The organism is Nocardiopsis sp. NPDC101807, assembly GCF_044766605.1.
GTDB lineage: Bacteria > Actinomycetota > Actinomycetes > Streptosporangiales > Streptosporangiaceae > Nocardiopsis > Nocardiopsis tropica.
This window is the reverse complement of sequence record NZ_JBIWMK010000006.1, coordinates 366,049-392,324: the sequence shown is the minus strand read 5'-3', so window position 1 is coordinate 392,324 and position 26,276 is coordinate 366,049. Positions and strand designations below refer to the sequence as shown.

At 73.9% G+C, this 26,276-nt stretch carries 18 protein-coding genes; 9 read left to right on the top strand and 9 right to left on the bottom strand.

The window, feature by feature from the left end:
- Positions 1–118 precede the first annotated feature (118 nt).
- Positions 119–1,189, top strand: a complete 1,071-nt coding sequence (locus ACIRPH_RS20575) for an LLM class flavin-dependent oxidoreductase (RefSeq protein WP_402916616.1) — start codon at positions 119–121, stop codon at positions 1,187–1,189.
- 214 nt (positions 1,190–1,403) lie between these two features.
- Positions 1,404–1,664, top strand: coding sequence for a DUF2795 domain-containing protein (locus tag ACIRPH_RS20570; RefSeq protein WP_402916614.1), 261 nt, complete (start codon positions 1,404–1,406; stop codon positions 1,662–1,664).
- 4 nt (positions 1,665–1,668) lie between these two features.
- Here the strand turns inward: ACIRPH_RS20570 and ACIRPH_RS20565 are convergent, their stop codons facing one another.
- Entirely contained in the window at positions 1,669–2,619 is a 951-nt protein-coding gene (locus ACIRPH_RS20565) for a fatty acid desaturase family protein (protein WP_402916921.1), read from the bottom strand.
- A 284-nt stretch (positions 2,620–2,903) separates the two neighbouring features.
- On the opposite strand from ACIRPH_RS20565, the gene ACIRPH_RS20560 reads away from it, so the two are divergent.
- Complete coding sequence (locus ACIRPH_RS20560) at positions 2,904–3,803, top strand: aminoglycoside phosphotransferase family protein (protein WP_402916612.1); 900 nt, start codon at positions 2,904–2,906, stop codon at positions 3,801–3,803.
- A gap of 72 nt (positions 3,804–3,875) precedes the next feature.
- On the opposite strand, the gene ACIRPH_RS20555 is transcribed toward ACIRPH_RS20560, so the two are convergent.
- Positions 3,876–4,076 (bottom strand): hypothetical protein, encoded by a 201-nt coding sequence (locus ACIRPH_RS20555; RefSeq protein WP_402916610.1) that lies wholly within the window; start codon positions 4,074–4,076, stop codon positions 3,876–3,878.
- Between the two features lie 109 nt (positions 4,077–4,185).
- Between ACIRPH_RS20555 and ACIRPH_RS20550 the strand changes: the two genes are divergently transcribed.
- Positions 4,186–5,679, top strand: a complete 1,494-nt coding sequence (locus ACIRPH_RS20550; protein ID WP_402916608.1) for a PucR family transcriptional regulator — start codon at positions 4,186–4,188, stop codon at positions 5,677–5,679.
- 232 nt (positions 5,680–5,911) lie between these two features.
- Positions 5,912–7,222, top strand: coding sequence for an MFS transporter (locus ACIRPH_RS20545; protein WP_402916606.1), 1,311 nt, complete (start codon positions 5,912–5,914; stop codon positions 7,220–7,222).
- 80 nt (positions 7,223–7,302) lie between these two features.
- Here ACIRPH_RS20545 and ACIRPH_RS20540 read toward each other — a convergent pair whose 3' ends face one another.
- Positions 7,303–8,181: an alpha/beta fold hydrolase gene (locus tag ACIRPH_RS20540; protein WP_402916604.1), complete on the bottom strand. Its 879-nt coding sequence runs from the start codon at positions 8,179–8,181 to the stop codon at positions 7,303–7,305.
- A 229-nt stretch (positions 8,182–8,410) separates the two neighbouring features.
- On the opposite strand from ACIRPH_RS20540, the gene nhaA reads away from it, so the two are divergent.
- The 3 genes from nhaA to ACIRPH_RS20525 all read left to right on the top strand — a co-directional run bounded on the left by nhaA (position 8,411) and on the right by ACIRPH_RS20525 (position 11,889).
- A complete protein-coding gene (gene nhaA, locus ACIRPH_RS20535) occupies positions 8,411–9,682 on the top strand; it encodes a Na+/H+ antiporter NhaA (protein WP_402916602.1) in 1,272 nt (423 codons plus the stop codon).
- Between the two features lie 313 nt (positions 9,683–9,995).
- Positions 9,996–10,199: a cold-shock protein gene (locus ACIRPH_RS20530; protein ID WP_267947035.1), complete on the top strand. Its 204-nt coding sequence runs from the start codon at positions 9,996–9,998 to the stop codon at positions 10,197–10,199.
- Positions 10,200–10,452: 253 nt separating this feature from the next.
- Positions 10,453–11,889 (top strand): DEAD/DEAH box helicase, encoded by a 1,437-nt coding sequence (locus ACIRPH_RS20525; RefSeq protein ID WP_402916600.1) that lies wholly within the window; start codon positions 10,453–10,455, stop codon positions 11,887–11,889.
- Positions 11,890–12,215: 326 nt separating this feature from the next.
- On the opposite strand, the gene atzF is transcribed toward ACIRPH_RS20525, so the two are convergent.
- The 3 genes from atzF to ACIRPH_RS20510 all read right to left on the bottom strand — a co-directional run bounded on the left by atzF (position 12,216) and on the right by ACIRPH_RS20510 (position 18,333).
- The gene (atzF, locus tag ACIRPH_RS20520; protein WP_402916598.1) at positions 12,216–13,913 is read right to left on the bottom strand and encodes an allophanate hydrolase; all 1,698 of its coding nucleotides are present in this window, start codon (positions 13,911–13,913) and stop codon (positions 12,216–12,218) included.
- Positions 13,913–17,518, bottom strand: a complete 3,606-nt coding sequence (uca, locus tag ACIRPH_RS20515; protein WP_402916596.1) for an urea carboxylase — start codon at positions 17,516–17,518, stop codon at positions 13,913–13,915. Before uca ends, atzF begins: the two co-directional genes overlap by 1 nt.
- Positions 17,519–17,586: 68 nt before the next feature.
- Positions 17,587–18,333: a GntR family transcriptional regulator gene (locus tag ACIRPH_RS20510; protein ID WP_402916594.1), complete on the bottom strand. Its 747-nt coding sequence runs from the start codon at positions 18,331–18,333 to the stop codon at positions 17,587–17,589.
- Positions 18,334–18,586: 253 nt separating this feature from the next.
- On the opposite strand from ACIRPH_RS20510, the gene ACIRPH_RS20505 reads away from it, so the two are divergent.
- Positions 18,587–19,540 carry a TAXI family TRAP transporter solute-binding subunit gene (locus ACIRPH_RS20505; protein WP_402916592.1) on the top strand — a complete coding sequence of 318 codons (954 nt, stop codon included), beginning with the start codon at positions 18,587–18,589 and terminating at the stop codon, positions 19,538–19,540.
- Between the two features lie 27 nt (positions 19,541–19,567).
- Here the strand turns inward: ACIRPH_RS20505 and ACIRPH_RS20500 are convergent, their stop codons facing one another.
- From ACIRPH_RS20500 to ACIRPH_RS20490, 3 genes are read right to left on the bottom strand one after another with little or no spacing between them, the layout of a single operon-like run.
- Positions 19,568–20,968 (bottom strand): ATP-binding protein, encoded by a 1,401-nt coding sequence (locus ACIRPH_RS20500; protein ID WP_402916590.1) that lies wholly within the window; start codon positions 20,966–20,968, stop codon positions 19,568–19,570.
- A 3-nt stretch (positions 20,969–20,971) separates the two neighbouring features.
- Positions 20,972–21,649 (bottom strand): response regulator transcription factor, encoded by a 678-nt coding sequence (locus ACIRPH_RS20495; RefSeq protein WP_402916588.1) that lies wholly within the window; start codon positions 21,647–21,649, stop codon positions 20,972–20,974.
- Positions 21,650–21,690: 41 nt separating this feature from the next.
- Complete coding sequence (locus ACIRPH_RS20490; protein WP_402916586.1) at positions 21,691–25,599, bottom strand: hypothetical protein; 3,909 nt, start codon at positions 25,597–25,599, stop codon at positions 21,691–21,693.
- Positions 25,600–26,276: the final 677 nt, after the last annotated feature.

Here is a 26,276-nt window from a genome sequence, read left to right as displayed (position 1 = left end):
GCGGCGAGCCGCCTGCGCCGCCCGCCCCTGGCGGGCGGCGCAGGCCCCGCGGACGGCACACGCAGAACCCCGAGCGGCGGCGCGACGACGCGCCGCCAGAGAACTAGGAGCCCACAGGATGGCAGCACCAGGCGGCGCCCCGACCGCCGACACCGAGTACGGGATCTTCCTGCCGATCGGCAACGGGGGCTGGATCGTGTCGGAGACGGCACCGCATCCGCAGGCCACGTACGAGTACAACAAGAAGGCCGCGCTCCTGGCCGAGGCCCACGGGCTCGACTTCGTCATGTCCATGGGCAAGTGGCGCGGGTACGACGGGGCCACCGACCACTGGGGGCGCACCCTGGAGTCCATGACGATGATGTCGGGGCTCGCCGAGGCGACCGAGCGCGTCAAGGTGTGGGCGACCGTCCACACGAACCTGTTCCACCCGGCCCTGGCCGCGAAGATGTACACCACCCTCCAGCAGGTGAGCGGGGGGCGGGCCGGGATGAACATCGTCGTGGGGTCCTACGCCGACGAGTTCGCGCAGATGGGCCTGTGGCGGGACGACCTCGGCCACGCCGACCGGTACCGGTACACGGAGGAGTGGGCCACCGTCCTCAGACGCCTGTGGACGGAGGACTCCGTCACCCACGACGGCGAGTTCTTCCAGCTCGACGACTGCCGCTCCAGGCCGCACCCCGACCCCGTGCCCACGCTCATCAGCGCCGGGCGCTCCGACACCGGGCTCGACTTCCAGGCCCGGCACTGCGACGGCTCGTTCCTGACCGCGCAGGACCTGCCCGGCCTGCGCGAGGCCAGCCTCGACGTGAAGGCGCGGGCCGACAAGCGGGGCCGGAGCATCCGGACCTACTCGATGCTCACCGTCATCATGGACGAGACCGACGCCGCGGCCGAGGAGCGCCGGCTGAGGTACGGCCGGGGCGCGGACGTGGACGCGATCGTCAACATGAAGCTCTCCTGGGGCCTGCCCCTGGACAGGGCCCTGTCGCTGACCTCCGAGCGCCCGGAGGACGAGGCGTTCCAGACCCCGTTCGTGACCGGGTCGCCGGAGACGGTGACCGGCCGGATCCGCGAGATGGTCGAGTACGCCGAACTGGACGGCCTCATGCTCATCTTCCCCGACTACCACGCCGACCTGGCCGCGTTCGGGGAGCAGGTCATGCCCCGGCTCCGCCAGGGCTGAGCGGCGCCCCGCGGGCGCCGCCCCGGTCCGCGGGCCCCGCAGGGCCCCGGGAGGGGCGCCGTCCCCGGCCCGGCCCGTCGAGGCGGACGGGTCCGGGGTTGGGGCGCTCCGCCACCGGGTAGTCACCAGTACGTGCACCAGCGGGTCCGCCCGCGCCCCGCCCCCTTCCGGGGCGCGGCGCGGGCGGGCCCTCTCGCTCTCCGGGGGGACCGACATGGGCGTCAAACGCGGTATCAGCGGGCTGCGGCAGATCCTGGACCGGATGGAGTTCCCGGCGGACAAGGACCGGATCGTCGCCCGCGCCCTGGACGAGGGCGGCGACGAGGAGATCCTGAGCGCCCTGCGCGCGATGCCGCCCGCCGACTTCTACGAGGCCGGGGAGGTCCTGCGGGCGGTCCCCCTGCCCGAGAGCGAGCACGCCCGGACCGAGTCGGCCCGGGCGCGTGAGCGCGGGGAGCGGGGACAGCGCCCCTGAGCGGTCAGGCCCGCGCGGCGGCGCGCAGCGGGGCCCCGGCCCTGTGCATGTGGGTGAGCGCCTCGACGTGCGAGCGCACGAAACCGGTCTCGTGGTACGGGATGCCGATCTCAGCGCAGTAGTCGCGCACCAGCGGCTGGACCCGGCGCAGGTTCGGGCTGGGCATGTTCGGGAACAGGTGGTGCTCGATCTGGTAGTTGAGGCCGCCGAGGGCGAGGTCGGTGAACCAGCCACCCCGCACGTTCCGCGAGGTCAGCACCTGTTTGCGGAGGAAGTCGAGCTTCTCGCCCTTCTTCAGCGTGGGCATGCCCTTGTGGTTGGGGGCGAAGATGCAGCCGAGGTAGACCCCGAACAGCCCCTGCTGGACCGCGATGAACGCGAGGGCCTGGAGGGGCTGGAGGACCGTGAACACCGCGCCGAGGTAGAGCGCGAAGTGCCCCGCGAGGAGCGCGCCCTCCAGGACCCGCTGCTTGGTGCTCGGCCGGAACAGGGCGCGCACGCTGCCCACGTGCAGGTTGAGGCCCTCCAGGAGCAGGAGCGGGTAGAACAGGAACGCCTGTCGGCGGCCGAGGAAGGCGGGCACACCCCTGGCGGCGCGGGCCTGGTCCTCGGACCACACGAAGATGTCCGGCTGGACGTCGGGGTCGAGCTCCTCGTGGTTGGGGTTGGCGTGGTGCCGGGTGTGCTTGTCCTGCCACCACCCGTAGCCGAGCCCGATGCCGAGGTTGCCCACGACCCTGCCGAACGCCTCGCTGACGCGGCGCCCGCGGAAGATCTGGAGGTGGGCCAGCTCGTGGGAGACCAGCCCGACCTGCCCGAAGACGGCGGCCATGGCGACGGCGGTGAGCATCTGCCACCAGGAGTCGCCGAGGAGGAAGAAGGCCGCCCACACGCCGGCGAAGGACAGCCCGATCAGGGAGAGCCGGACGGCGAAGTACACCGGCGTCCGCTCCATCAGCCCGGCTTCGTGGACACGGCGGGACAACTGGGCGAAGTCGCTGCCCCGACGTCGGCCTAGGGTCGTCGCCTCGGCGTCGAGCATGCTCTCTCCCTGGGGGTGAACGGATCGCTCTCGTGGTCCAGCCAACGGTAGGCGCGAGCGGGCGATGCGGGCCATGGCGCGGCCATGCTGACTTTTCGGGGTGCGTGCACCCCTGCGCCCCGGGGCGTGAGCGCTTACCATCCTCCGCGCCGCGCCCGCGAGGCGTCCGCCCCCGGGGTCCGGTGGATGATGGGTCCATGCGCACTCCCCCCGCCGAGGTCGACGTCACCGCCGGGCTCGTGGCGGACCTGCTCCGGGAGCAGCACCCGGACCTGGCCGGCCTGCCCCTGACGCCCTGCTCCCACGGCTGGGACAACGTGGTCCTCCGCCTGGGGGACGACCTGGCCGTGCGGCTCCCGCGGCGCGCGAGCGCGGCGGTCCCGGCCGCCAACGAGCAGCGCTGGCTCGGCACGGTCGCCGCGCGCGTCGGCTGCCCCGTCCCCGCACCCGTCCGGCTGGGGCGGCCCGGCCGCGGGTACCCGTGGCCGTGGTCGGTCGTCCCGTGGTTCGAGGGCCGCGTCGCCGCCTCCCTGCCCTCCGCCGAACGTGGGCGCCTCGCCGGACCGCTGGCCGCCTTCACGGCCCGGATGCATGTCCCGGCCCCCGGGAACGCGCCGCCCAACCCGGTCCGCGGCGTCCCCCTGGCCTCCCGCGACGCCCGGGTCCGCGAACGGCTGACAGGGGGAGCGGTCCCCCGCGCGGACGAGCTCCTGCGCCTGTGGGAGCGCCTCTCCGCGACCCCGGCCCGGGAGGGCCCGCCCGTGTGGATCCACGGCGACCTGCACCCCGCCAACGTCCTGGCTCCCGCCGACGGCGCGCCGGGCCTGGCCGCGGTCCTGGACTTCGGCGACCTGACCTCGGGCGACCCCGCCACCGACCTGGCCGTGGCGTGGATGATGTTCGACGCCCCCGGGCGCGCAGAGTTCCGCGCCGAGCGCGAGCGCCTCTCCCCCGTGGACCCCGCCACCTGGGACCGCGCCCGCGCCTGGGCGGTCTCCTTCGGGTCGCTCCTGGCCGCGGCCACGAACGAGGACCCGCTCCTGGCCGCGGTGGGCGCGCACACCGTCGACCAGGTCCTGGGTCCCGACCACCCCTGACCGCCCGTCGGGACGGCGGTCCGGCTCAGTCGTGGACGCCGGAGCGGTTCCCCACGTGGACCACCCAGACGATCAGCTCGCCCCTCTCCACCGTGCAGACCACCGGTGGTCGCCCACACGGAGGCGACGGACCTCGGGGGATCCGGCCAGGGCGGTGCTGCCGAATCCCAGCGGATCGGTCTCCGGCTCGGTGAGCTCGCGGAACACGCTCCTCACGACGCTGCGGGGCAGTTCCCGGCGTTGGGCCCGCTCCTGGCCGCGGTGCGCGCGCACCGCCGGCCGGGTCCTGGGCCCCGCCCGTCCCCGACCACCCGTCGTCGGACATGCCGCGCGAAGGCGCACAATGGTTCCGACCAGTGCGAATCGACCCCCGGAGTGGAACGTGAGCAAGACCGGCCTGACCGTCAAAGAGCTGATGGAGGCACTCGACGGAGCCGTCCACGGGCTCGTCGCCGCGCCCCGGGGGCTCGGCGCGCTCGTGCGGACGGTCGTCGTGGCGGGCGAGGGCGTCCCCGTGCCCGCCGCGTCCCTGCTCGTCGTCCCCGCCGGCGGGTCCGCCCTCGCCGCGCGGGCCGGACTCCGGGGCGCGAGCGCCGTGGCCGCCCTCGGGGACGACGCCGCCGGCCTCCGGGGCCTCGGCCTGCCCGTCCTCTCCGTGGAGCCCTCCGTCGGCCCCGAGGAGTTCGCCGCCCTGGCCCGGTCCGTCCTGGAGGCCGATGAGGCCGAGACCCGCCACGGCGACCTGTTCTCGCTCGCGCGGACGGTCGCGACGCTGACCGGGGGCCTCGTCAGCATCGAGGACGCCGGCGGGCAGGTCCTCGCCTACTCCGCGTCCGACGAGGGCGCGGACGAGCTGCGCAGGCAGACCATCCTCGGCCGGGGCTGCCCCGAGTCGTTCCTGGCGCACATGCGCGAGTGGGGCGTCAACGAGCGCATCCGGGCGGGGGAGGTCGTCGAGGTCGCCGAGCGCCCCGACCTCGGCGCCGCCCGGCGCCTCGTCGTGGGCATACGGGCCGGGGAGCGCGCGCTCGGCACCATCTGGGTCCAGGTCGGCGACCGCCCGCTCGCACCCGCCAGCGTCCAGGTGCTGCACGGCGCGGCACGGCTGGCCGCGGTGCACGTCATGCGCGCCAACAGCGGGGCGCGCAGCACGGGGCGGGACACCGAGGAGCTGTCCGTGGGCCTGCTGACCGGCGCCTTCGACACCGACGCGCTCGCCCGCCACCTGGGGGCCGACCCCTCCACCCCGGTCGCGGTGGTCGCCCTCGCGCTGCGCGGCCCGGAGGCCGACCTCCCCTGGCGGCTGGACCAGGCCGCGGAGATCACCTCCGTGTACGCGGCCTCCTACCGCAGGGACGCGCTGGTCGTCCCCGCCTGCGGGCTGCTGTACGTCCTGCTCCCCGCGACCACCGGCCGGAGCCCGGCCGCGTGGGCGGGCGAGCTGGTGTCGGTCCTGCGGGACAACCTGGGCACGCCGGTGCAGGCCGCCGTGGCGGGGACCGCCCCGAGGATGCGCGCGGTGCCCTCCCTGAAGAAGGTCGCCAGCCGGACCCTCGACGTGGTCGCGGACCGTCCCGAGCGGCGCGTGACCGCGTTCGAGGAGGTGCGCTCCTCCGTGGTGCTGCGCGACCTGTTCGACACCCTCGCCGACATGCCCCGGCTGCGCGACGACCGGCTCGACGCGCTGGACGGGGAGCAGCGCCGCTCGCTGTCCGCGTACCTGGACGCCTTCGGCGACGTGACGGCGGCGGCCGGGAGGCTGCACGTCCACCCCAACACGCTCCGGCACCGGGTCCGGCGGATCTGCTCCCTGACCGGGCTCGACCTGGACGACGCCGACCAGCGGCTCCTCGCGGCGATCACGCTCAGGGCCTGATCGCGGCGCGGCGCATCGCGGTACGGCTCCCGCGCGGTCTCCGCCCGGTCACGGGAGCCGCCCACCGGCTCCCCCCGGGGGCCGGATTGTCGGAACCGACACCGCCGACGCGCCCATGTCGTCCGTTCTGACAACGGTGGCGCACGCCACCCGGACCTAGGCTCCCGCCCATACTCGCGGAGCCTCTCCTCGTCGGCCCGCGAAATCCCCGACCCCGGCAGGAGCTCTGGACATGAGCGCGGACACCACGCAGGCACGGCCACCGAGGGCCAAGGTCCTCGTCGCGAGCCTCACCGGCAGCACGATCGAATGGTTCGACTTCTTCCTCTACGGGACCGCAGCGGCCCTGATCTTCGACAAGCTGTTCTTCCCGTCGGACGACCCGCTCGTCTCGCTGATGCTGTCGTACCTGACCTTCTCGCTGACGTTCTTCATCCGTCCGCTGGGCGGCGTGGTCTTCTCGCACATCGGCGACCGGATCGGCCGCAAGAAGACCCTGATCATCACGCTCTCCCTCATGGGCGGCGCGACGATGTGCATCGGCCTGCTGCCCACCTACGACAGCATCGGCGTCCTCGCCCCGGTCCTCCTCATCGTGCTGAGGGTCGTCCAGGGCATGGGCATCGGCGGCGAGTGGGGCGGCGCCCTGCTGCTCGCCTACGAGTACGCGCCCAAGGAGCGCCGCGGCTTCTTCGGAAGCGTCCCGCAGATGGGCATCACCCTGGGCATGCTGCTGGCCAGCCTCGCCCTCACCCTCATGTCCCTGCTGCCCGACGCCCAGTTCGAGGCGTGGGGGTGGCGGGTGCCGTTCATCGGCAGCGTCCTGCTCGTGCTCCTGGGCCTGTGGATCCGCTCCGGCATCGACGAGACCCCGTCCTTCAAGAAGGCCAAGGAGGAGGGGAACGTCGCCAAGCTGCCCGTCGTGGAGACCTTCCGCTTCCACTGGCGCGCCGTGCTGGTCGCCGTCGGCGCCAAGGTCGTGGAGACCGCGCCGTTCTACATCTTCGGCACGTTCGTCGTCAGCTACGCCACCGGCACCCTGTCCTTCGACAACACGTCAGCCCTCAACGCCGTGACCGTCGGCGCGATCGTCGCGACGGTGTGCATCCCGCTGTCGGGCCGCCTCTCGGACGCCTTCGGCCGCCAGAGGGTCTACCTGGTCGGCGCGGTCCTCCTGGCGCTGTTCGCCGTCCCGTACTTCCTCATGCTGGGCACCGGCAGCGTGGCCATGCTGGTCCTGGCCACCGTGATCGGCCTGGGCGTGTTCTGGGCGCCGGTGACCGCGACCATCGGCACCCTGAGCTCGGAGATCTTCTCCACCCGGGTCCGGTACACGGGCGTCACCCTGGGCTACCAGATCGGCGCCGCCCTCGCGGGCGGCACGGCCCCGCTGATCGCGACCTGGCTCCTGTCCCGGTTCGACGACTCGTGGGTGCCGATCGCCGTCTACCTGGTGTTCACGGCCCTGATCTCCATCGTCGCCGTGTCCCTGGCCCACCGCGCCTCCAAGGCCGAGCTGGAGCGCGCCGGCGAGTCGGCCTGACCCCTGCCCGGAGGGGCGGTTCCGCGCGCGGCGCGGAGCCGCCCCTCCGCCGTGCCAGGACGGGGCGTCCGTCCGCCCCGTCAGTCCACCGACCGCAGCAGCTCCGCGATCCGCTCGGGCTGCTCGTTCATGGCGAGGTGGCCCGCGCCCTCCATGACGACCACGTCGGCGTTCAGGAAGCGCCGGGCCGGTCCGTGCAAGCGCGCCGGGGAGTAGAAGGCGTCGTCGGACCCGGTGGCCACCACGACCGGGGTGTTCTCCCAGGGGCGCAGGCACTCCAGCGGCAGCGGCCCCGGGGCCAGGCTGGTGCGGCAGTGGCGGCCGACCAGCGTCATCCACGGGGCGAAGGGGTGCGTCCCCGACACGGCGTAGGACGGACCGCTCATGAAGTTGAGCAGGCGGGTGCTCTTGTCGTCCCGCGGACCGATCATCCACGGCAGGGTGGCGCGCATCAGCTCGGACGTCTTCGCCGCAGCCGTCAGGCCCGCCGGCCCGACCATCACCACGGCGTGGACCAGCGGGGAGGGCTTCGCCGCCAGGGCCACGGCGGAGCCGAGCGAGTGCGTGAGCACGGTGACCGGCCGCTCGGTCAGCAGGGGCAGCACCTCGTCGAACCACGCGCCGTAGGCCGCCGCGCGGTCCGACCTCGGCCGGACCCCGACGCTGAGGCCCGGCTGGCCGGGCAGGTCGACGAGGATGACCGGGCGGTCGCGGGCGATGATCCTCGCGGTGTCCACGGACGTCGCCGAGTTGAAGTTGGTCCCGCTGAGGACGAGCACGGGCGTCGCGTCGCCCCCCGGGGCCCGGAAGGCCCGCGTCGGGCCCAGGGCGGTGGTGAGCTCGGGCAGCGCCTGGAGGGAGGGCCAACCCGAGATCCGCTGCTCGCACCAGGCGCGGACCGCGCGGGCGCCGGAGGGGGAGCGGTAGATGTGGGCGCCGTGAGGGCTGGACTCGGACATCGGACACCTGTTGTTTCCGGATAGGCGACAGCAACCGCCGACCAGTCTTCCCGGCACACCTGCGAAGCACTGTACTCGACGCGTCCCGGCGCGCCCTCCGAGAACGGACACAAGCCTCTGGAGTGGACATTCGTCCCGTTTTCGGCGAGCATGGGCGCGGCGCGACGGCGCCTAGGTGTGCCGGGAAGACTGGTCGGCAGTCCCCGACCCATGTCCCGGAAAGCTGCCCATGAGCCTCGACCCGAACCAGTCCATCCCGGCCGGAGGGCCGCTCTCCCGCTTCGCGGACACCCTGCGCAGCGACACCGTCGGCGGGTTCCTCCTGATCGGCGCGGCGGTCCTCGCGCTCGTCTGGATCAACTCGCCGATCGGCGGGGTCTACGAGCATCTGCGCGAGATCACCTTCGGCCCCGCGTCGCTGCACCTCGACCTGTCCCTGGAGACCTGGGCGGCCGACGGCCTGCTGGCGGTGTTCTTCTTCGTCGTCGGCAACGAGCTCAAGCAGGAGTTCGTGCACGGCGAGCTGCGCAACCCGCGCAGGGCGATGCTGCCGATCGTCGCCGCGGTCTGCGGCATGGTCGTGCCGGCCGCGATCTACGCGGCGATCAACGCCACGTCCCCGGACACCGTCCAGGGGTGGGGCATCCCGATGGCGACCGACATCGCCTTCGCGGTCGCGATCCTCGCGGTCGTCGGCCGCGGCCTCCCGCCGGCCCTGCGCACGTTCCTGCTGACCCTGGCGATCGTGGACGACCTCGGCGCGGTCGTCGTCATCGCGGTGTTCTACACCTCCGGCATCAACTTCCTCGCGCTGCTCGCCGCCGCCGCGGGCCTGGTGCTGTTCTGGTACCTCCAGCGCGGCAGGGGACTGGCCGCGAAGCTCAACGCCTCCGCGCTGCCCAACTGGATCGTCTACGTCCCCCTGGCCCTCCTCGTCTGGGGCCTGGTGCACGAGAGCGGTGTCCACGCCACGATCGCCGGCGTGGCGATGGGCCTGCTGATGCGGACCACGAAGCTGCCCGGGGAGTCGCACGACCCCAGCCACGGCGTGGAGCACGTGCTGCGCCCCTGGTCCGCCGGGCTGGCCCTGCCGATCTTCGCGTTCTTCTCCGCGGGCGTGGTGTTCGACGGCGTCGGGGAGGTCCTCACCGACACCGCCGCGATGGGCATCATCGCCGGCCTCGTCGTGGGCAAGGTCGTCGGTATCGCGGGCGGCTCCTGGCTGACCACGAAGCTCACCCGGGCCGAGCTCAACCCGAGCCTGAAGTGGATCGACATCGTCGGCATGTCCACGCTGGCGGGCATCGGGTTCACGGTGTCCCTGCTGATCACCGAGCTGTCGTTCGCGGACTCCCCGGAGCACCTGGCGCACGCGAAGACGGGCGTGCTCCTCGCCTCCCTGATCGCGACCGTGCTGGCCTCGATCGTCCTGGGCGCCCGGTCGCGGCACTACAGGCGGCTCATGAGCGGCATGTCCCCCACACGGACGGCCGAGGAGTGAGCCCGGGCGCCGGTCCCGGGGGCGCCCCCGGGACCGGCGCCCCGTCCGGTCGCAGCACGCGGACACCGTCCAACGCCCCCGGCGGGTCGGTCGATGCCAGGATCCACCGTGCCTTGACACACACGACAATTCCCGCGACACCGAAACCCGGGTGTGCTAGGTTCAGGGAAGTTGCAGTTGTGATTCCCGTTGGATTTTGCGTTGTTCGGCCTTCAGGCTGGGTCTTCTTCAGGGTTCGTTATTCGGGTGGTCATCACGGTGACGGGGAAACCGTCAGATCGCGGTTTTCCTTGCCCAGAACGAAGGAGAAAACATGGCTACCGGTACCGTCAAGTGGTTCAACGGTGACAAGGGCTTCGGCTTCATCGAGCAGGACGGCGGCGGCCCCGACGTCTTCGCCCACTACAGCAACATCCAGGCCACCGGCTTCCGCGAGCTCCAGGAAGGTCAGGCCGTGCAGTTCGACGCCACCCAGGGCCCCAAGGGTCTCCAGGCTGAGAACATCACCCTGCTCTGACTGAGCCCCGCGCTTCGGTCGTGACAGAGGCCCGCCCTCCGGGTGCAGGGCCTCTGTCCCTTTTTCATGTTTTTCTGGACCGGTTTTCTGGCCGTCGACTCCCGACAGGCACCGGTCCGCACCACTCCACCCCACCGCGTGTTCTCCGCGTGGGCCGTGGAAATCGCAGAATCCTCCGGCGCACCACCGATGCTCCACGTCGAAGCCCCCAGAGGCTTCCTCGACCGGCACGCGCCGTCGACGAAAGGCTCGTATGAACCATCCGTCCCGCGTGAACGGACAACGGCGCTCCTCCACGGGCGGCGGCAACGGCGGCTCCTTCGGGCGCTCCCGGCCCCGCCGGTCCTCCGGCCGCCCCCCGGGCGGCGGCAGGGCCCCCTCCGGCCGCCCGGCCGGTGAGTTCGCCCTCCCCGTCTCCACCACCCCGGCGCTCGACCCCGTGTCCACGTTCCAGGAACTGGACATGCCCGCGCCGCTGAAGTCGACCCTGGCCCGCCAGGGCCTGACGACCCCGTCGGCCATCCAGGCCGCGACCCTGCCCAACTCCCTGGTCGGGCGCGACGTCCTGGGCCGCAGCCAGACCGGCTCCGGCAAGACGCTGGCCTTCGGGCTCGCCCTGCTCGCCCGCCTGGACGGGCGGACCGCGCAGCCCCACCGCCCGCTGGCCCTGGTCCTGGCCCCCACCCGGGAGCTGGCCCAGCAGGTGGCCGACTCGCTGGCGCCCTACGCGCGCTCGCTCAAGCTGAACCTGACCACCGTCGTGGGCGGGATGCCGATCTCCCGCCAGGCCCGGGCCCTGCGCCAGGGCGTGGAACTGGTCGTGGCCACCCCCGGCCGCCTGCGCGACCTGGTCGAGCGGGGCGACTGCGCCCTGGACCAGGTGGACGTCGCCGTCCTGGACGAGGCCGACCAGATGACCGACATGGGGTTCATGCCCCAGGTCACCGCGATCCTCCAGCAGGTGCCGTCCGGCGGACAGCGGATGCTGTTCTCCGCGACGCTGGACCGCAACGTCGACACGCTGGTCCGCCGCTTCCTGAACGACCCCGTCGTGCACTCGGTGGACCCGACCGCGGGCGCGGTCACCACCATGGAGCACCACGTCCTGCACGTGTCCAACACCGACAAGCAGGCCACCGCGACGCACATCGCCGCCCGCGACGGCCAGGTGATCATGTTCCTCGACACCAAGCACGCCGTGGACAAGATGGCCAAGCACCTCCTCGCCAACGGCGTGCGGGCGGCGGCCCTGCACGGCGGCCGGTCGCAGCCGCAGCGCACCCGGACCCTCAAGCAGTTCAAGGAGGGCACGGTGACCGCGCTGATCGCGACCAACGTGGCGGCCCGGGGCATCCACATCGACGGCCTGGACCTGGTCGTCAACATCGACCCGCCGACCGACCACAAGGACTACCTGCACCGCGGCGGCCGTACCGCCCGAGCGGGCGAGTCCGGCAACGTGGTCACGCTCGTCCTGCCCAGCCAGCGCCGCGAGATGGCGCGGCTGATGAGCCGGGCGCAGATCGAGGCGAAGACCGCTCAGGTCAGCTCGCAGGACCCGGAGCTGGCCCGGGTGACCGGTGCCCGCACGCCCTCGGGCGTGCCGGTGACGCTCCCGGCGGAGCCCCGCCAGGAGGCCTCCCGGTCCAACAGGCCCCCGTCGCGGGGCAGGCGGCGCCCGCGCCGCTGATCCGGCGCCCCGGCGCCTCGGGGCACCGGACCTGCCGAACGAGGAGCGGCCCCCTCCCGCACGCCGATCCCCGCCTCCCCCTGGACTCCAGGGGGAGGCGGGGATCGTGGTTTCCGAGGGGTCGGAGGCCGGGTTCCCCGGGGCCCCGAACCACGAGGACGGCAGGGTCCCGGGTGCTGCCCGGGCAGCCGGGGTGCGCCCTCGCACGGCGGCCGGCCGGGCGCGGGAGGCCGGCGGGCGCCGCTCCCGGCGACCTCCCGCCGTCCCCGGTCTCCCCGGCGTCGGCCGGGCCAAGGCTCGCGACCGCCCCCGCGCGGCCGGGGCGTTCAGCCCTCCAGGGCCTCCAGGTAGGCGAGCCAGCCCCCGTGGTGGCTGATGTCCTCCGCCCCCTCGGCCGCCGCCGGGTCGCACCCGAAGCCGACCACCGTGCGCCCGTCGGCCAGCGTGACGGGGCCCAGGGACATGGGCGCGGGGAGCCCGGCCAGAAAGGTTCCGAGGCCCGCCGGGGAGATCCGCCAGACTTCGCAGCGCACCGACGCCCCTCCCTCCGCCACGCGGAGCAGACCGGGCTTGGGGGGCGAGGTGGGCAGGGCGACCATCCTGTAGTCGGCGCTGGTCGCGTCCTCCGCGACGAACCGCGCGCCCGCGTCCGTGAGCTGATGGTGGAGCGGCTGCCCGCGCAGGTGGGCGCCGAACACCGCCAGCTCCGCTCCGGGGCCCGGCAGGGCCTCCCCCCGCTCCTCCCCGGCGATGTCGGCCGCCAGGTCCAGTGCCACCTGGTCCTCGAACGCCCGGGTGACGACGCTGACCCCGAACGGGCGCCCGTCGGCGGTTCCTGCCGGGACCGCCACCGCCGCCATGTCGAGCAGGTTCACGAAGTTCGTGTAGGTGCCCAGGCGCGAGTTCGCGCCGACCGGGTCCGCGGCGACCTCCGCGAGCGTGGGGTGGCCGACCGTGGTCGGCAGGAGCAGGGCGTCGAAGCCGGCCAGGAGCGCACGGGCGGTCGCCCTGTAGGCGGCCAGCCGATGCTGGTCGGCGGCCAGGGCGTGGGCGGGGATCTCCCCCGCGGCCAGGATGATCCCGGCGACGGTGGGGTCGGCGCCCTCGGGGTGCCCGGCCAGGAACCCGCCGACGGCGGCGTGGCGCTCCGCGACGAGCGCCCCCTCGTACAGCAGGCGGGCCGCCTCCAGCAGCGGGGACACGTCCACCTCCACGACCTCCGCCCCGGCCGCGCGCAGGACGTCGGCGGCGGCGCGGAAGGCGGCGCGCTCCGCCCCTCCGAGCGGGGCGAGCCCCCCGCCCTCCGGCACCGCCACCCGTCCGGCCCCGCGCGGGGCGAGCCGCACGTCGGCGGGCCGGTCCCGGCTGAAGGGGTCCCCGGGGTCGGGCCCGGCCATCACGGCCAGGGCCGCGCGCGCCGGGGCCAGTCCGCGGGAGAACACGGTGACGCAGTCGTAGGGCCGGGCGGCCGGGACGACCCCCGTCGACGGCACGAGGCCGAGCGTGGGCTTGAGGCCGACGAGGCCGTGCAGGGCGGCGGGCACGCGCCCCGAACCGGCCGTGTCGGTGCCCAGGGCGATGTCGGCGATCCCGAGGGCCACGGCCACGGCGGACCCGGAGCTGGAACCGCCGGAGACCCGTTCGGGGTCGAAGGCGTTGCGGACCGCGCCGTAGGGGCTGCGCGTGCCGACCAGCCCGGTGGCGAACTGGTCGAGGTTGGTCTTGCCGAGCACGATCGCGCCGGCGTCCACGAGCCTGCGCACGGCCGGCGCGCTGGCCTCCGGCGTGTAGGCGTAGCCGGGGTGGCCCGCGGTGGTGGGCAGGCCGGCCACGTCGATGTTGTCCTTGACCGCGAGGAGCGTCCCCGCCAGCGGCAGGTCCTCACCCGACGCGAGGCGCCCCTCCAGCGCCTCGGCCTCCGCGGCCGTCTCCCGTTCGGGGCGCAGGGTGATCCATACCTCGGGCCGGTCGGCCCCGGCGATCCGCCGGTAGGCGGAGCGGACGCGGTCGGTGGGGTGGGGCATCAGGCGGGCTCTCCTTGTGCGATGACGGCCAGGGCGCTCCCCGGGTCGAGGTGCTGTCCCGGTGTGACGAGGATGTCCGAGATCCTTCCCGCGCGGGGCGCGCGGACCACGACCTCCAGCTTCATGGCCTCGAGGCGGACCACGGGCTGGCCCTCCTCCACCATGTCGCCCGGGGCCGCGTCGACCTTCCAGACGGAGGCGGCCAGGGGCGCCTCGACCAGGACCGCGCCGGGCGGCAGCTCGGGCGCGGCGGGGGCGAGGGGCTCGGGTTCGGGCCGGTCCTCGAACTCCCCCGCCGCCTCCCAGGCCAGGCGCTCGGCCTCGAACGCCGCCGCCTGGCGGCGCTCGAACGCCCGGATGGACCCGGCGTTCTCCTCGAGGAACCGCTCGTGGTCGGCGAGGACGAACTCGCCCTCGCCGATGTCGAGCTCGTGGCGCCCGGCGAGCAGGTCGGCGCGGACGTCGAGGAGTTCCTCGTGGCCGACCGGGTACCAGCTGATCCGGTCGAAGAAGCGCAGGAGCCAGGGCGTCCCCGGCTCGAACGGCCCGTACTGTCGCAGACCCGACCAGATGGGGACGGTGCGGCCGATGAGCTGGTAGCCGCCCGGGCTCTCCATGCCGTACACGCACAGGTAGGCGCCGCCGATGCCGACCCCGGCCTCGGGGGTCCACGTGCGCGCGGGGCTGTACTTGGTGGTGACGAGCCGGTGCCTGGGGTCGAGCGGGGTGGCGGCGGGCGCGCCCAGGTACACGTCGCCCAACCCCAGGACCAGGTAGGAGGCGTCGAAGACGATGTCGCGGACCTGCTCGACCGAGTCGAGGCCGTTGACGCGCCGGATGAACTCGATGTTGTCGGGGTTCCAGGGGGCGTCGTCGCGCACCCCTGTGCGGTAGCGGGCGACGGCCTCGTGAACGGACGGGTCGTCGAAGGACAGGGGCAGGCGCAGGGTCCGGCTGGGCACCCTCAGCCGGGAAGTCGGCGGCAGCCCGTCCTCGATCTCCCGGAGGAGGCCGAGGAGGGTGCGCAGCGGGAGCACCGCCGGGTCGGTGTGCAGGTGCAGGGAGCGCACCCCGGGCGTGACGTCCACGATCCCGGCGGGCGCGGCCAGGTCGAGGGCGGCCATGAGGGCGTGGACGCGCAGGCGCAGGCCCAGGTCGAGTTCCATGGGGCCGTACTCGACCAGGACGTTGTCGTGGCCGCCGCGCCGGTAGGTGACCCCGGGCCGGCCGTCGCCCTCCGGGACGCGGGCGAGGACGCCGTCGTCGCCGTCGGACCCGGTGACGCGCAGGAGCGGGGCGGCGGCGGGCTCGAAGTGCAGCCGCTCGGCCGCGGCCTCGGTGACCGGGTGGAACCGGACGGTGTCGCCGGGTCTGAGCTGTCCGACCTTCCAGCGGGAGCCGGAGACCACGGTGACCGGGCAGACGAACCCGCCCAGGCTGGGCCCGTCGGGGCCGAGGAGCACGGGGGTGTCGCCGGAGAGGTTGACGGCGCCGACGGAGTAGGCGGTGTCGTGGACGTTGGAGGGGTGCAGGCCCGCCTGGCCGCCGTCCGGTCGGGCCCAGGCCTGTTTGGGGCCGGAGAGCCGGACGCCGTTGCGGGCGGACTGGGGGTGCACCTTCCAGTCGGTGGCGTAGAAGGCGTCCAGGCCCTCGCGGGTCAGGAACTCGGGGGCGGCGTGCGGCCCCTCGGACACCTCCACGTCCCAGTGCGCGTTCCCGCCCCGCCGGGCTCCGAGGACGGGGCGGTCGGCCTCCGGGACCGGTCGGGCCTCCGGCGCCCCCTCCGGGACGGGCGCGGGGCGCAGGACGTCGCCCGGCAGCAGGGCGCGGCCGCTGTGGCCGCCGTACTCCCCGGCCGTGAACGTGGACGCGCTGCCCAGGTACTCGGGCACGTCCAGCCCCCCTCTGAACAGCACGTACGTGCGCATGCCGGGGCCGCGGGCGGGGCCCACCGCGAGCACGCCGCCGGCGGGGACCGCCACCGGCTCCCACCGGGCGACCGGCTCCCCGTCCACGGTGACGTCGGCGGGCGCCCCGGTGACGCAGACGGTGGCCGGGGCGGAGAACCGCAGGGTCGGGCCCTCGACGGTGCACTCCAGGCCGGGCGCCCCCTCCGGGTTGCCCAGGGCGCGGTTGCCCAGCCGCAGCGACAGGTCGTCCATGGCCCCCGAGGGCGGGACGCCGACCTGCCAGTAGCCCGTGCGGCCGGGGAAGTCCTGGACGGTGGTGAGGGTTCCGGCCCGCTCCACCTCGATCCGGGGCTCCGGGTCGCCGACCTCCGCGCAGGTGGCCGTGGTGTGCGCGACCGCGCGGACGCCGGCGTGCCCGGCCAGGGCGCGCAGCAGGCCCAGGTTGGTCTGGAGCCCGTCGACGCGCACCTCCGCGAGGGCGCGGCCGAGCCGGGCGAGGGCGTCGGCGCGGTCGTCGCCGCGCACGACGACCTTGGCGAGCATGGGGTCGTAGTCGCTGGTGACGCGCTGGCCCGGCTCGATCCAGCCGTCCACCCGCACCCCGGGAGGGGTCTCGAAGCGTGTGACGAGCCCGGAGCTGGGCCGGAAGCCGTGGGCGGGGTCCTCCGCGTAGACGCGGGCCTCGACGGCGTGCCCGGTGCGCGGCGGCCCCTCCGGGGGCACGTCCGCGAGGACGTCCTCGCCCCGGGCCAGGCGCAGCATCCACGCGACCAGGTCGACGCCGGTGATCTCCTCGGTCACGGGGTGCTCGACCTGGAGCCGGGTGTTGACCTCCAGGAAGGAGGCCTCGCACCGCTCCGTGTCGTAGACGAACTCCACCGTCCCGGCGCTGCGGTAGGACAGGCCCGCGCACAGCTCGCGGGCGGTGCGGTGGAGCTCGGCGCGCAGGGCGTCGGGAAGGTCCGGGGCGGGGGCCTCCTCCACGACCTTCTGGTTGCGGCGCTGGAGGGAGCAGTCGCGGTCCCCCAGGGTGACGACCTTGCCGCGGCCGTCGCCGAACACCTGGACCTCGACGTGCCGGGCGCGGGACACGAACCGCTCCACGAACACGCCGCCGCCGCCGAAGTGGGCGGCGGCCGTCCGGCCGACCTCGTCGAAGGCGGCGCGCAGGGCCTCCTCGTCGGCGCAGGGGCGCAGGCCGATCCCGCCGCCGCCCGAGGTGGACTTGAGGATGACCGGGTAGCCGATGCGCTCCGCCGCCGCGGCGGCCTGCTCCACGTCGGGCAGGGTCTCGCTGCCCGCGACCATGGGCAGGCCGGCGGCGGCCGCGGCCTTGCGGGCGGTGTGCTTGTCCCCGAACTGCTCCAGGTGGCGGGGCTCGGGGCCGACGAACACCAGCCCGGCGGCCTCGACGGCGTGGGCGAACGCGGCGCTCTCGGACAGGAAGCCGTAGCCGGGGTGGACGGCCCCGGCCCCGGTCGCCGCGGCCGCCGCCAGGACGCGTCCGGCGTCGAGGTAGCTCTCGGCGGCCGGGGCCGGTCCGAGCCGCACGGCCTCGTCGGCGAGCCGGGTGTGCGGGGCGCCCGCGTCGGCGTCGGAGTACACCGCGACGGTGCGCAGGCCGAGTTCGCGGGCGGAGCGGATGATACGGCAGGCGATCTCGCCCCGGTTGGCGACGAGCACGGAGTCGAACACGCTGGCTCTCCTTGGTCCGGTGGTCTGTGCGGCGGTGGGCGGGCGCGCCCGGGCGCGCGGACACCCGGTCAGAGGGCGTCGGAGTGGAGCGCCATCTGTGTCAGCGCGCGGCGGGCGCGCTCCAGGACGACCTCCATGGAGGCGCCGACGTGCTCGTGCATGGCGCGGTAGGCGGAGTCGAGTTCGCCCGCGAGGAGGAGTTCGGTGATCCGGATGTGCTCGGCGACGGTGGAGGCGATCCGGTCGGCGGTGAGGAAGTCGTACATGCGGACCCGGCGGATGCGCTGGTTGACGGAGACGAGGGAGTCGGTGAGGGCGCGGTTGCCGGAGGCGCGGGAGACGGCGGCGTGGAACTCCTCGTCCAGGAGGACGAAGGAGGGGTCGGGCTCGGGGACGCGGTCGCGGAGCCTCTCCCACCGCTCCAGCTCGGCGCGGAGGACGCCGGGGTCGTGCCGGACGGAGGGGTCCTCCATCGCGCGGGAGATGCCGCGGAGTTCGAGGGTGACCCGGAGCTCGTAGAGGTCGCGGAGCTCGGCGAGGTTGGGGACGGTGGCGTAGAAGCCGTTCTCTCGCCGCTCCACCAGGCCGTCGGAGTGCAGGCGGGCCAGCGCCTCGCGCACGGGGGTGCGCGAGACGCCGAAGAGCTCGGCGAGCCGGACCTCGCCCAGCCGGACGCGGGGCGCGATCCGCCCGCTCAGGACCTCCTCGCGCAACAGGGCGTAGACCCGGTCCCGGCGCGAGGTGGCGGCGGCCGGTTCCCCCGCCGGCCGCCCGCCGTCCGCGGGCGGCGCCTCTGTATACATCGGTGTGTCCATGGGGCCCGACGCTAGGAAGGGCGTGTTTCGGCGGCCCTGCCTCCCCGTGAAGCCTGGGTTTCCCCGTGTTTCCGCGTGTTTCGCGCCGACGCGCGCGGGGGTCAGGGCCGGGGCGGGACGGCGCGCACGGCGCCCGGAGCGGGTGCGGGGGCCGCCCCGGTCCTGCGGGCCGGGCGGCGTTCCCGCAGGTACACCCGGGTCACCCGCCCGCGCCCCGTTCCCGGACGCCGCCCGGCCTGCCTAAGCTGCATCCATGTATCCGATGGGACCGAACCGGCGCACCGTGCTGCTCGGAGCGGCGGGGGCCGCCGTCGCCGCGGCCGTGGGCGGCTGCTCCCGCGGTCCCGAGTACGGGCTCTCCGAGCTGGTCGTCGCCACGGGGCCGCCCGGCGCGGTCTTCCGGGAGATCGGCGCGAAGCTCGCCGTCCTGCTCCAGGAGGCCCTGACGGAGCTGGAGGTGAGGACCGTGCAGACCGGCGCCTCCCTCGACAACCTCTACCTCCTGGACGAGGGCGCGGCCGACCTCGGTTTCGCCAGCCTCGACGCGGTGCTCTCGTACGAGGCCGACACCGGCGAGGGCGCCCGGCTCAACGCCGTCGGACGCCTCTACGACAGCTTCGTCCACCTGGTGGTCCTCGACGGCTCGCCCGTGCGCGAGCTCTCCGACCTGGACGGCCTGCGCGTGTCCGTGGGCTCGGTCAACTCCGGCACCGAGTTCACGGTCGCGGAGATCCTGGAGGAGACCGGCCTGTCCGTGGAGACCGTCCGGCTCGACCAGGCCGCCTCCGCCGACGCCCTGGCGTCGGGGGAGATCGACGCCATGTTCTCGCTGACCGGGCTGCCGACCCCGGCCGTCGCCGAACTCGCCGAGAAGCACGCGGTACGGCTGATCGACCTGGCGGACACGGCCGACGTGATGGCCGACGCCTACCCGGAGGCCTACTTCCCGGCGACGCTGCCCGCGACCACCTACTCCGGCGTCCCGGCCTGCCCGACCATGTCCATCCCCAACCTGCTCCTGTGCCGGTCCGACCTGGACGACGCCCTGGCCCACCGGGTCACCGACACCGTCTACCGCGGCCAGGCACGGCTGGCGGCCCAGCGCCCGGAGGCCGCGCAGATCAACGTGCGCACGGGCATCTCCACCGGTGTCGTCCCCCTGCACCCCGGTTCCGAGCGCTGGTACCGGGACAACAAGCCCGCCTGAGGCGGCCCCGGACCTCCGCCGCGCCGGTCAGCCCCCGGAGCCGCGCACCGGCGGCAGCCCGATCACCACGCCGAACCCGCGGCGCTCCCCGTCCGGCAGGCCCGTCCCCAGGGTGAGCCGCCCCCCGGCCTCCCGCACCAGGTCGGCGGCGATCGCCAGGCCCAGGCCGGTGCCCTCGGTGTTCTGGTGCCGCGGCGAGCGCCAGAACCGGTCCAGGGCCGCCGTGTACTGCTCCTCCGGCAGGCCGTCGCCGTCGTCCAGGACGCTGATGCGCACCGGGTCCCCCCGGTCGGCCTCCACCACCACGCGGGTGCCGCCCGACAGGCGCAGGGCGTTGCTGACCAGTTCGTCGAGGATGCTGCCCAGGCCGCCGGCCGGGGCGTACACCCGGACCCCGGCGGGGACGCGGGTGGTGACGGAGACGCCCCGGGCCTCGCCCAGCGCCCTCCAGCGCTCCACCCGGCTCTCCAGGACCTCGGCGACCTCCACCTCCTCCGTCCCGGTGACGCTCTCCAGGCGGGTCGCGGCCAGCAGGGAGTTGAGCATCCTGTGCATGACGGCCGCCTCGTCGACGGCGACCTCGTGGGCCTCCCTGGCCGCGGGGGTCTCCAGGTGCGGCGCGAGGTTCTCCACGGCCAGCCGCAGGCTGGCCAGGGGGTTGCGCAGCTGGTGGGAGGCCTCGGAGACGAACGCGCGCTGGCGCTCCAGGGCCCTGCGCACGACGTCCACCATCGTGTTGAACGACTCCGTGAGGCGGCGCAGCTCCGGGGGGCCGCGCTCGGCGTCCACGCGCACGTCGAGGTCGCCCGAGGCGACCGCGGTCGTGGCGGCGTCCAGCCTGCGGATGGGCCGCAGCACCCAGCGGGACAGCGGCAGCGACGCGGTCGCCAGCACCGTCAGCGGCACGATGCTGAGCAGGCCGAGCAGACCCCAGACCTGGAGGATGTCGGCGCCGAGCTCCCGGGTCGGGGCGACCACCACCACGGCGCCCGCGACCTCGCTGTCGCGGCCGATGGGTTCGGCGACCACCAGCGGGTCCGGGTTCCACGGCCACACGGTGGTCGGAGGCGCGGGGCGCTCGCCGGCCATCGCGGCGTCGATGGTCCCCGGGTCGGGGATCCCGTCGAGGAGGTCGCGCATGCGGTGCCGGTCCCCGGAGCCGACGACGATCTGCCCGTCGGGCGCGACCACGAGGGCCGGGATGGCGTACAGCTCCTCGTAGTGGGCCATCTCCTGGGCGAGGGGGTCGAGCCGGTCGGTCTCCAGGGCGGTGCGGGCCAGGGCGGCGAACCGCCCCGCGTCGCCCAGCCGGTCGACGTACACCTCCTGGGTCCGCTGCTGGGCGATGACCGTGCCCAGGGGGACGAACACCGCGGCGACGATCACGAACGCGACCGGGAGCAGGATGGCCAGCAGGCGCCGCAGCAACGGTCAGGCCCCGTCGAGGAGGTAGCCGACGCCGCGCACGGTGCGGATGCGCACGGCGCGGCCGACCTTGGCGCGCAGGGAGGCGATGTGGGTGTCGAGGGTCCTGGAGGAGGTCTCCCAGGCGTCGCCCCACACCTGGTCGAGGATCTGGTCGCGGGCGACGACCGAGGGGGAGCGGGAGGCCAGCAGGGAGAGCAGGTCGAACTCCTTGCGGGTCAGCCGGAGCGTGCGCCCTCCGGCGGTGGCCTCGCGAGAGTCGGGGTCGACCGTGAGCGCGCCGACCGTGAGCGGGGGTTCCGCCTCGGCGGCCTCGGCCCGCGCCGGTCGGGTGCGCCGGAGGACGGCGTCGATCCGGGCGAGGAGCTCGGCCACGCCGAAGGGCTTGACCACGTAGTCGTCGGCGCCGGCGCGCAGCCCGCGCACCCGGTCGCGTTCCTCGCCCCGCGCGGTGACGGCGATGACGGCGGTCTGGGGCCGCTCGCGGAGCTTGCGCAGCAGGTCGATGCCGTCGGCGTCGGGGAGGCCGAGGTCGAGCAGGACGACGTCGGCGGGCGGGGCGGTGAGCGCGCGCTCCGCGGTGGCGACCCGCTGGACGTCGAAGGACGCGGACCGCAGGGCCGTCACCAGGCCCCGGGCGACCCGGTCGTCGTCCTCCACCACGAGAATGCGCATGTCCAGCATGGTAGGCAGTGTTGCGGACCCCCGCCGACGACGGCGCACGGTCAGGGCTCCCGTGCCTCCCACAGCGGGATGAGCGGAAGTGCCTCGCGTATCGTTTCGGCGATGTCCGGGACGGTGATGCCCAGCTGCCGGTACCACTCGGCCACCCGGGTGACGGGCGCGCGCATCCGCCTCCCCGCCTCGACGAGTTCCGCGAACGACACCTCGAGGGGGGTCTCCTCGAAGTTGCCTGAGACCAGACGCGCCACGTCGGAGAACCGCAGCCCCTTCGGCAGCTCCGTGTAGGAGGTCCTCATGCCCAGACGGGTCAGGGCGGCGAGGACGCGCTCGAGACTCTCCACCTCCTCCTGGGCCGCGGCCAGCACACGGACGAGCGGAAGCGGGTCGTTCACACCGATGTCCCCCCAGCTCAGCAGGGAAAGGCCGGTGGAGAGGGTCTCCTCCAGGGGGGAGATGTCCGCCGGAAAACGGAGGCCGATGTCGAAGCCGAAGGCGCGCAGGCGGTCGACCGTCTCGGCCATCCCCAGAGGAGATACCTCCTGGATGTCGTAGAGGTCGTAGTACCTCAGTCCCGCGGACGGGATCAGCGCCCTCCCCTCCTCGTCGAAGAGGAGGTCCATGTCGTCCTCCCCCGCGTCGTCCGGGAACCTCCCGGGAACCGGGAGGCCGGCTCTGGCTACTTTCTCGATGATCTCCAACGGCTCCACCCCGGTCTCCAGGGCCTCGCAGAGGATGTTCCCGGGAGGGACGGTCTGCCCGCACGCGATCCACGGCCCCGCCCCGTCGCCCTTCACGCTCAGCAGGGTCAGGAGCCACGGGTCGGCGCGGCGGGGAGCCGCCCCGGCAACGACCCTCATCCCCAGGTCGGAGATCCGACGTTCCACCTCCTCCACCGGCACGGACAGGCTCAGGGCGACGCTGACCACCGCCCCGGGAGGGACGGGCCCCGACACCCAGGGGGGAGAAGAGGAAGACGTGACCGCATAGGCGTCCAGCAGCGCACGGGCCAGGGGGCCGTCGGCGATGCGCACCAGGCTCTCGTCCAGCCCGTGCCCGCCGGTCCGGAAGGCACGGACCACCTCCGCCACACTCACCCCCGACCTGCGCGCCATCCAGGCCAGAGCGACCGGGCTGACGCTCCGCAGTCGGCCCTCCAGGATGGATACGCACAGGACACGCCCCAGGCCCCGGTCGTCGGCCACGGCCCGCAGGAGTGCCGCTTCCTCTCCCAGCAGGCCCAGGGCCTCCATGCGCGCCACCACCTCCGAGGGTCCGATCTCCAACGTCCTGGCCACGGTGAACAGGGCGTCGGCCTTCGGCTCGGACCATGCCATGCGGCGGTCCGCATCGGTTCGCACGAGGAGAAGCTGGTCGGACGGGCAGGGCAGGAGCAGGGGACCCACCTCGGACAGCTCGGGGGCGAGGTCGAGGAGTTCTCCGGACACGCGCTCGTCCCGGTGGGCCAGGAGGCGCCACAGGAGGATGTGGGCCGGGACGCTCCCGGAGACGTGCATCCACTTGCTATCCGCCCCCTCATCCGTTTTCCGGTGCTTGCGATCCGTATCGATGAGGGCGAGCCCGCGGTCGGCCGGGAGGACCCCGACGTCCGCGGGGCTCAGCGTCCCTTCCTTGAGTGGGATACCGGCGCCGCGCTCGACGGCCGACGCCACGAGCAGGTCCGCCAGAGCGGGGTTCGCCCCTGCCACGGAGCACAGCCAGGAGTAGTCGGGGAGGGAGGCGTTCGAGGCGAAGAGGTCCCGGGACGCCTCCTCCAGGAGCGCGCCCACCACACCGGAGATGTCGCTGAGCACCTCGCCCCGGTCCGCGGAGAGCTGTTCCGGTGCCAGGGGGCCGGAGAGGTTCACGACCACACCGAAGAAACCGCACCCCGAAGGGGAGAAGTACCCGCGCCGGACGGCGGGCCGGACGAAGAGCCCGTCCACCAGCAGGGCTCCGCCGTCGTTGCACCAGATCACACCCGCGCCCTCGGGCGCCGCGTCCCAGGGGGCGAGTTCGCCCTCGGCCCTGATCCCGTCGTCGGCCCCTTCTTCCACACCGGGCGCGACGAACTCGCCCGCCTGCCATTCGTGTCCGCGCCGACCGTCCTCGGCGGTGGTGTGGAACTCGGCTATCCCGAGAAGGCGGCGGAGGACCTCGACGCAGGACCAGTCCCCGTCCCTGACCGCCTCCGCGCTGAGGTAGAGGCGCACCGTCGTCCCCGGCGCCGTGCCGCGCTCGGCGACCCGCCTGATGCGGAACAGGTGGCCGGGGCCGTGGATCGAGGCCTCCAGCACCGGGCCGGGGCCGCCGTCCGCACCCATACGGCAGGTGGTCACCCGGATGTCGTCGGCCAGCATGAAGTAGCTGAGTACACCGATGCCGAAACGGCTGTTCGGGTACAGCCGCACCGGAGGGTCCAGGGCCTCCCACTTCTCCCGCTCCATCAGGTAGTCGGGCTGCTCCGCGAAACGCGCCCCCGCGTGGGAGAAGACCCCGCGCAGCTCGGCCTCGCCCATCCCCACGCCGTCGTCCGAGCAGTCCACGTACCGGCGGCCGTCCCCGTCCACCCCCTGGGTGAAGTCGATCCGCCCCTCGTAGGCGTACGATCCGGCCGAGGTGCGGTCCAGGTACTCGGTGCGCGCCCGGCGGTACCGGCAGGCGTCCAGGGCGTTCTGGTACAGCTCGCGGACCGCCAGGTCGCGGTTCTTGTACAGCTGCACCCCCGTCAGCAGCTCGCGGGCCCGGCGCTCGTCGATCCGGAACCGCGACCACCCGTCGAACACGCCCTCCGCCGGGCGCACCCCGTCGGCGGACAGGCGCACCGGCAGCTCCGGCACCGGCTGGTTGACGCTCTTGCGCACGGAGCGGTGGATCTCGTGCAGGAGTTCGTCCACCCTTCCCACGTACTCCCGCAGGGCCTCGATGACCGCCTCGTGGTGGCACTCCGCCTCCAGCACGGGCAGGTCCTCCGGGCCGCCCCAGTGGGCCCCCTCCACGGTCTCCAGCAGCCTCCCCAGGTCGACGGCGTGCGGCACTCCGAGGTGCTCGGCCACCACCTCCGGCAGCGAGGCCGCCTCCAGGGCCGTGCCGAACGCCAGGGCGAGCACCAGCACCAGCCGCTGTTCGCGCACGCGCTGGCTCCCCCGGCCGCGAACCCGGTCGTCGGCCCTCAACAGCCCCAGGTACTCGGGGTTGCACACCCCCGGCCCGCGCCGCAGACCGTGGAACACCTGACCGAGCCGGGCGGGGTCCAGCGCCCCGGCGAGGTCCTCCCCGGGCTCGCGCACCAGGTCCAGGAGTTCGCGCAGCGCGGCCTCCCCCGGCACGTTCTCGGCGCGCAGCGACCACCGGTGGAACAGCCACCACCCGATGCCCGCCCCGTGGTCCGGGTGCCGGCGGGCCCGTTTGACGAGCGTCCCGTACCCCTCCGCGAACTCCTCGAAGGACGTGCGCGCCGCGTCCGCGCCGGCCACCCGTTCCAGGGAGCCCGGCCCGACCTCCGCCAGCCCGGCCGCCCGGTTCAGTTCATGGACCCGGAACACGAACGGTGCGAGGACGAGGAGCGCGGCCTCCGCCGGGTACAGGTCCAGGTCGTGTCCGGGCCCCGGCTCCCCCAGCAGCTCCTCCACGCGTCGGAGGAAGCGGAGCGGGACGCCGGGGTCCAGCCACGGGTCGTCCGCCAGACGCTCCTCCGCCGCGTCGCGGAGCGGTACCAGGCGGGAGGCGGCGTCGACGGCCGCCTCCCGGAAGGGCCCGGGGTCGCTCCCCTCCCGGACGCGGTCCCAGACGGAGGACCGGCCCGCCCTCTCCGGCCAGGGGTCCGCGGGCGGGCGCGCGGGGCCGGGCCCGGCGGCGTGGTGGTGGACGGTGACGCTCCCGACGCGGCCGGCGTTCACCGCCACACCGCCGTGGACGCTCCCGATGGAATTGTGCGTTTCGCCCTGATTCACGACGTTCCCCTCCCTCGCTCTCGGGACAGCCTAGGAGAGCGCAAAGGCCGTCGCTTCTCCGGAGAAGTCGGGAACCGTCCGCGGTACGGCCGCAACCACAATGGATTACCTGCGGAAACCTCCCTTCGGTCCGCCTTCGCGAAGTTCTCCCTATAGGTCCCGGTACGTCCCTCCGCTTTCCAGCGGTCAAGGGCTTCGCCATCCCCGCACCGCGGCCCCGGCTCTTTCACTCCCAAGGTCACTTTGGGGCTGCTGGGAGCTGGTGCGTTTCGGGCCGTGCCCACCGAAAACGCTTTACCGTCCGGCACGCGCCATCGCCGATGACGCCGGGACACAGGGGACTCCGGGGAAAGACGCACCCGGACTGAGCAGCGCACTTCCCCGGTCCTCTCCACAGATCCCCCGGCGGCGTTCCCCCGGGCGAACGGGAAACATGCCGCAAGCATCAGTTTATGAACAGTCCGAGGATGACTGCATCCGGACAACATGATCAGTACCCCAGTGGGCATGTACAAGTGGGTTCGAAAGTCAGCAGAATATATGGGAGAGCCGAAGTCGGACCCGACCGGACTTACAGGGCCGCACGGGAAACAGGAGCGACCAATGGTGGAACCGGAAGAATCGAGGCCGCCGCGTGCGTAGAAACAACCAGGAAAGACAGCCCGGACGGGAGCTCT

Bases quoted from the DNA above. Each gene is read 5' to 3' on its own strand.
- ACIRPH_RS20565 (WP_402916921.1), bottom strand. From the start codon at position 2,619: ATGGAGCGGACGCCGGTGTACTTCGCCGTCCGGCTCTCCCTGATCGGG.
- ACIRPH_RS20560 (WP_402916612.1), top strand. From the start codon at position 2,904: ATGCGCACTCCCCCCGCCGAGGTCGACGTCACCGCCGGGCTCGTGGCG.
- ACIRPH_RS20575 (WP_402916616.1), top strand. From the start codon at position 119: ATGGCAGCACCAGGCGGCGCCCCGACCGCCGACACCGAGTACGGGATC.
- ACIRPH_RS20530 (WP_267947035.1), top strand. From the start codon at position 9,996: ATGGCTACCGGTACCGTCAAGTGGTTCAACGGTGACAAGGGCTTCGGC.
- atzF (WP_402916598.1), bottom strand. From the start codon at position 13,913: ATGCCCCACCCCACCGACCGCGTCCGCTCCGCCTACCGGCGGATCGCC.
- ACIRPH_RS20570 (WP_402916614.1), top strand. From the start codon at position 1,404: ATGGGCGTCAAACGCGGTATCAGCGGGCTGCGGCAGATCCTGGACCGG.
- ACIRPH_RS20540 (WP_402916604.1), bottom strand. From the start codon at position 8,181: ATGTCCGAGTCCAGCCCTCACGGCGCCCACATCTACCGCTCCCCCTCC.
- nhaA (WP_402916602.1), top strand. From the start codon at position 8,411: ATGAGCCTCGACCCGAACCAGTCCATCCCGGCCGGAGGGCCGCTCTCC.
- ACIRPH_RS20525 (WP_402916600.1), top strand. From the start codon at position 10,453: ATGAACCATCCGTCCCGCGTGAACGGACAACGGCGCTCCTCCACGGGC.
- ACIRPH_RS20510 (WP_402916594.1), bottom strand. From the start codon at position 18,333: ATGGACACACCGATGTATACAGAGGCGCCGCCCGCGGACGGCGGGCGG.
- ACIRPH_RS20505 (WP_402916592.1), top strand. From the start codon at position 18,587: ATGTATCCGATGGGACCGAACCGGCGCACCGTGCTGCTCGGAGCGGCG.
- ACIRPH_RS20545 (WP_402916606.1), top strand. From the start codon at position 5,912: ATGAGCGCGGACACCACGCAGGCACGGCCACCGAGGGCCAAGGTCCTC.
- ACIRPH_RS20495 (WP_402916588.1), bottom strand. From the start codon at position 21,649: ATGCTGGACATGCGCATTCTCGTGGTGGAGGACGACGACCGGGTCGCC.